The sequence below is a fragment of the Cellulosimicrobium cellulans genome (assembly GCF_042723955.1).
GTDB classification, from domain to species: Bacteria; Actinomycetota; Actinomycetes; order Actinomycetales; family Cellulomonadaceae; genus Cellulosimicrobium; species Cellulosimicrobium cellulans_H.
On the sequence record NZ_JBHXIC010000081.1, the window covers coordinates 13,785 to 18,812 of the forward strand.

7 protein-coding genes are annotated in these 5,028 nt (G+C 75.7%); 5 read left to right on the forward strand and 2 right to left on the reverse strand.

Annotated elements, in window-relative coordinates:
• Positions 1-873 (forward strand): alpha-amylase family glycosyl hydrolase (locus ACFWH7_RS17285; RefSeq protein WP_378218264.1); only part of this gene is annotated, 873 nt, incomplete at its 5' end.
• Positions 874-888: 15 nt separating this feature from the next.
• Here the strand turns inward: ACFWH7_RS17285 and ACFWH7_RS17290 are convergent.
• Entirely contained in the window at positions 889-1,128 is a 240-nt protein-coding gene (locus tag ACFWH7_RS17290; RefSeq protein WP_378218266.1) for a hypothetical protein, read from the reverse strand.
• Positions 1,129-1,338: 210 nt separating this feature from the next.
• Here ACFWH7_RS17290 and ACFWH7_RS17295 point away from each other — a divergent pair, with 210 nt between their 5' ends.
• The 3 genes from ACFWH7_RS17295 (at position 1,339) to ACFWH7_RS17305 (ending at position 3,451) form a co-directional block, all read left to right on the forward strand.
• Positions 1,339-1,734, forward strand: coding sequence for a hypothetical protein (locus tag ACFWH7_RS17295; RefSeq protein ID WP_378218268.1), 396 nt, complete (start codon positions 1,339-1,341; stop codon positions 1,732-1,734).
• A 66-nt stretch (positions 1,735-1,800) separates the two neighbouring features.
• Complete coding sequence (locus ACFWH7_RS17300; protein WP_378218270.1) at positions 1,801-2,937, forward strand: threonine aldolase family protein; 1,137 nt, start codon at positions 1,801-1,803, stop codon at positions 2,935-2,937.
• 19 nt (positions 2,938-2,956) lie between these two features.
• The gene (locus ACFWH7_RS17305) at positions 2,957-3,451 is read left to right on the forward strand and encodes a nucleoside deaminase (RefSeq protein ID WP_378218272.1); all 495 of its coding nucleotides are present in this window, start codon (positions 2,957-2,959) and stop codon (positions 3,449-3,451) included.
• Between the two features lie 49 nt (positions 3,452-3,500).
• Here the strand turns inward: ACFWH7_RS17305 and ACFWH7_RS17310 are convergent, their stop codons facing one another.
• Positions 3,501-4,415 carry a hypothetical protein gene (locus ACFWH7_RS17310; RefSeq protein ID WP_378218274.1) on the reverse strand — a complete coding sequence of 305 codons (915 nt, stop codon included), beginning with the start codon at positions 4,413-4,415 and terminating at the stop codon, positions 3,501-3,503.
• An 84-nt stretch (positions 4,416-4,499) separates the two neighbouring features.
• On the opposite strand from ACFWH7_RS17310, the gene ACFWH7_RS17315 reads away from it, so the two are divergent.
• The gene (locus ACFWH7_RS17315; RefSeq protein WP_378218276.1) at positions 4,500-4,928 is read left to right on the forward strand and encodes an SRPBCC family protein; all 429 of its coding nucleotides are present in this window, start codon (positions 4,500-4,502) and stop codon (positions 4,926-4,928) included.
• The last annotated feature ends 100 nt before the right edge of the window (positions 4,929-5,028 follow it).

Consider the following 5,028-nt stretch of genomic DNA (forward strand, 5'->3'; position numbering starts at 1 on the left):
CTGACGTTCTTTTTCTATTCAACGGTCTGGCGGGCGTTTACCTGTGGGCGCGCCGGGCAGGCGGGGGGGCCGCCGGCGGGGTCGCGCCCCGCGCGCCCCCCGATCCCGCACGACGCGCAGTGGGCGACGTTCGTGCGCAACCACGACGAGCTCACGCTCGACAAGCTGTCCGACGACGAGCGCCAGGAGGTCTTCGCGGCGTTCGGGCCCGAGGAGGACATGCAGCTCTACGGGCGCGGGCTGCGCCGTCGGCTCCCGCCCATGCTGGGCGGGGACCCACGCCACGTGCGGATGGTGTACTCGCTGCTCTTCGCGCTCCCGGGGACACCGGTCCTCTTCTACGGCGAGGAGATCGGCATGGGCGAGAACCTCGCGGCGGACGGGCGGCTCGCCGTGCGGACCCCGATGCAGTGGACGTCGGAGCGCAACGGCGGGTTCTCGCGCGCCCCCGCGCGCCGGCTCGCCGGGCCCGTTCCCGGCGACGGCTACGCGCCCGAGCACGTCAACGTCGCGGACCAGAGGCGTGACCCCGACTCGCTGCTGACCTTCGTGCGCCTGCTCGCGCACCGCTACCGCGAGTGTCCCGAGCTCGGCTGGGGCGACGTCGACGTGCTCGACCAGCCGGAGCCGTCGGTGCTCGCGCTGCGCAGCACGTGGCAGGAGGCGTCGATGGTCACCGTCCACAACCTGTCCCCGGACCCGGTCGTCGTCCGGCTCGCGCTCGGCGAGCTGCCGGAGGAGGCGCGCCTCGTCGACCTGCTCGACGCGGACGACGTCGAGCCGGACCCCGACGGGAGCGCCGAGGTCCGGCTCGACGGCTACGGCTACCGCTGGCTGCGCGTCACGCACCCGGGCTCGCGCCGGCTCCTGTGAGCGCGCGGCCGGCCGTCAGTCGTCGTGGCTCGGCTCGTCCGGGCCGACGGGCCGGCCCGGCGACGACGGCCAGTCGGGAGGCGAGTCGGGAACCGGGTCCGAGGGCCGCGGCTCGCCGGGGAGCGGGTCCGCGTGGCTCGGGTCGCGCGGCGGCTCCGAGGGGTCTGCCGGCGGCCCCGGGGACTTCGGCGGCTCGACCGTGGGCTCGACCGGAGGGACCGGCCCGGTGCCGGGCTCGTCGGGATGGGTGGTCATGGCTGCACCTCCGTTGCTGCTCGGGACGCCCGCTGCGTCCCTCCTCGACGCTAGGCGCGCCGCGCCCCGCTCGCGCGCGGCCGGGCCGCGGATCGTCCCATGGGGACGAGTGCCCATGGCTCGCCCGAGCCGGTGGTGCCTACGATCCGGACGTCCGTCGTCGTTGACTGTCCGCCGCTCCGTACGGAGCGGCCCTCGGAAGGAGTGCGTATGAGGACTCGTCAGCTCGCCTCTGCCGCCGTCTTGGCCGGCGCCCTGGTGCTCGGGACCGCGATCGGTGCCTCCGCAGGCACCTCGGGCACCGTGTACAGCGCCGGCAGCCCTCACTACGCGAGGGCGACGTTCGCCCCCAACGACCCGGGGCGCCACAGCGCGTACGTCGCGGTCGTCGACAACCGCAAGGACGGCGCCAGCGCTGTCGCACAGGTCCGGTTCGACGGGACGACGAAGACCGTCCGCGCGAGCGACGGGGTCGGGTCGAGCGTGTACTGGTACTCGGGCGGCATGTCGAGGGGCAAGTCCGTGTCGGTCCGCGCGTGCCGGCAGGACCTGTCGGCGGGCGGCCCGGTGAAGGACTGCGGTGCCTGGCGGACCTTCGTCGCGTAGGCCGGTCGTCGGGCCGCCCTCGGCCGCCGTGGACGACGGCGACCGGGGGCGGCCTACCCTGGGCACGTGACGTCGTTCGCCTCGGACAACTACTCCCCCGCCCATCCCGACGTCCTCGCCGCGCTCGCCGCGGCGAGCGCCGGGCACGAGATCTCCTACGGCGAGGACCCGTGGACGGCGCGCCTCCAGGACGCCGTGCGGTCCCGCTTCGGCCCGGACGCCACGGCCTACCCGGTGCTCACGGGGACGGGGGCGAACGTCGTCGCGCTCATGGCGATGCTGCCGCGGTGGGGTGCGGTCGTCGCGACCGAGCACGCGCACCTCAACACGGACGAGAACGGCGCGCCCGAGCGCGTCGGCGGGGTCAAGGTGCTCGCCGTGCCGGCGCCGGACGGGAAGCTCACGCCCGACGCCGTGGAGCGGTTCGCGGGCGACCTCGGCGACCCGCACCGCGCGCAGCCGCTCGTCGTGTCGCTCACGCAGTCCACCGAGCTCGGCACGCTCTACACGCCGGCCGAGATCCGCGCGGTGGCCGACGCCGCGCACGGCCGGGGCATGCGCGTGCACCTCGACGGCTCGCGCCTCGCGAACGCCGCCGCGGCGCTCGACGTCCCGCTGCGCGCGCTGACCACGGACGCGGGCGTCGACGTGCTGTCGTTCGGCGGCACCAAGAACGGCCTCGCGCTCGGGGAGGCCGTCGTCGTGCTCGACCCCTCGGCCGTCGACGGCGTCGAGTTCGTGCGCAAGGCGACGATGCAGCTCGCGTCGAAGATGCGCTACGTCTCCGCGCAGCTCCTCGCGCTCTTCGAGCCGGTGGGCGACGTCGTCGCCGAGGTCGACGAGATCACGGACGCGGACGAGCTCTGGCTGCGCAACGCGCGGTACGCGAACGCGATGGCGGCGCGCCTGCGCGCCGGGCTCGCGGGCGTCGTCGTCCCCGCCGCGCTCGGGCCGGACGACGCCGTCCCCGCCCCGGCGTCGGGCCTCGCCTTCACCCAGCCCACGCTCGTCAACGCGGTCTTCGCGACGCTCCCCCGCACCGCCGTCGCGCGCCTGCGCGAGCAGCACCGCTTCTACGACTGGGGACCGGGCGAGACGCCCGACCGCGTCGAGGTCCGCTGGATGTGCGCGTGGGACACGACCCCGGACGACGTGGACGGGTTCGTCGCGGACGTGCGCAGCGTCCTCGCGCTCGCGCGCTGACCGGACGAGGATGGGCGCCATGACTCCCGACACGCTGCCCACCCCCGACGACCTCGTGCACCTGCGCCGCTGCGTCGAGCTCGCGCGCGAGGCGCTCGACGACGGCGACGAGCCGTTCGGCTCCCTCCTCGTCGACCGCGACGGCGTCGTGCGGTTCGAGGACCGCAACCGCGTGAAGGACGGCGACGGGACCCGGCACCCCGAGTTCGAGATCGCCCGCTGGGCCGCGGCGCACCTCACGCCCGACGAGCGGCGCGCAGCGGTCGTGTACACGTCGGGCGAGCACTGCGCGATGTGCAGCGCGGCCCACGCCTGGGTCGGGCTCGGCCCGATCGTCTACGCGTCGAGCACGACGCAGCTCGTCGGGTGGCTCGACGAGTGGGGCGTGGCGCCCGGACCCGTGCGCCCGCTCGCGATCGGGGACGTGGCGCCCGGCGTCGCCGTCCGAGGCCCGGCCTACGAGCTCGGCGCCGAGATCCGCGACCTGCACGCGCGGCTGCACGGGGTCGGCTGAGCGCGGCTCGACGGGCGTCCGGCTGCACAGGGCCGCCGGCGACGGCGCGTCAGGCGCCGAGCGCGTCCGCGACCGTGCGCGCGACCTGCGGCAGCGCGAGGTAGCCCGCCGGACGACCGTCGTCGAGCACGACGCCCGCGGCGTGGTGGCCGGGTGCCTCGTTCGCGACGACGAGGTCCTCGATCGCGGGGGTCGCCGGGTCGAGCGGGAAGGCGTCCGGGCCGAGGCCGTGGAGCGCGAGCGCGTCCCGGCGGTCGCGCACCGCGACCCAGCGGCGCACCGGGGCGGGCACGCGCAGCGAAGCGCGGGCGGCGAGGACGTCGCGGATCGCGCGGATCGCGAGCGGGGACCCGAGCGTGAGCAGCAGCGGCACGTCCCACCGCGCGGCGTCGGGGTGCTCGCGCAGCACCGAGTACGCCACGACCGACCCGAGCGAGTGCGCGACCACGACGGCCGGGCCGTCCGTGGGGATCGCCGCCGCGACGGCGTCGTCGATCGTCGTGCGCACGGCGTCGTCGTGCAGGTATGCCCAGACGTCGCGCGCGAGCAGCACGACGACGGCGCCGCTCAGTCCGGGCACGTACCGGTCGAGCGCCGACAGCAGCAGGTTCAGCCATGCCCCGATGTCGGCCCCGTCCCCCGGCGCGACACCCTGGGGGCGCGCGGGGACCGTCGCGCCCGCCGCGCGCAGCACCTCCTCGGCGACGTCGGCGACGAACGCGAGCTCGGCTCCGGGCAGTGCCGCCAGCGCGTGCACGGTCACGGGCGGCGGCTCGGCATCGTCCGCGACGAGCCCCGCGAGGGTGTCGCCGTAGAAGACGAACGCCGTGTCGTCGTCGTGCAGCACGCGACCGGACCCCGCCGCGCTCAGGCCCGCGTCCAGCGCGGCGGTCCACGTGCGGTCGAGGACGTCGGCGTCGAGGCCCTGGTTGTCGCGGCCGTGGATGAGCACGAGTCGGGTCACGCGCCCGAACCTACCGGCTGCCGGTGTCGCCCGGAGGGTCTACCGTCGGCCCCAGAAGCGAGCCCCCGAGCCCCCGAGGTACCCATGAGCGACCCCACCCTGACCGACCACAGCACGACCGCCGAGATCCACGTCGCCCGACCCCCGCAGGTGGTCTGGGCCGAGCTCATGCACCCGAGCGCCCGCTGGATGCTCGGCATGAACGTCGAGACCGACTTCACGCCCGGCAGCCCCGTGACGTTCGAGGGCCACTACATGGGTCGCGAGTTCGCGGACTGGGGCACCGTCGTCGCGGTCGAGCGCCCGCGGCTGCTGCACTTCACGCACTTCTCCCCGACGATGGGCCTGCCCGACGTCCCGGAGAACTACCACGACATCGCCATCACGCTCGAGCCGGACGACTCCGGGACGCGCGTGCGCGTCGTCGAGCGCAACATCGAGACGGCGGACCGCGCCGAGCGCGCGCACGCCCTGTGGACCAAGGCGCTCGCGACGCTCGCGGGCCACGACTGAGACCTCGCGCCCTCGCGCGAGCAGCCCCAGTACGACGAGGGGGGGGGGGGCCCCGGGGGGGCGGCCCCGCGGCGGGCGCCGGCGGGGGCGGGGCGGGGGC

Excerpts from the sequence above, each read along its gene's own strand:
- ACFWH7_RS17290 (WP_378218266.1), bottom strand. The coding sequence starts at position 1,128 with ATGACCACCCATCCCGACGAGCCCGGCACCGGGCCGGTCCCTCCGGTC.
- ACFWH7_RS17295 (WP_378218268.1), top strand. The coding sequence starts at position 1,339 with ATGAGGACTCGTCAGCTCGCCTCTGCCGCCGTCTTGGCCGGCGCCCTG.
- ACFWH7_RS17305 (WP_378218272.1), top strand. The coding sequence starts at position 2,957 with ATGACTCCCGACACGCTGCCCACCCCCGACGACCTCGTGCACCTGCGC.
- ACFWH7_RS17315 (WP_378218276.1), top strand. The coding sequence starts at position 4,500 with ATGAGCGACCCCACCCTGACCGACCACAGCACGACCGCCGAGATCCAC.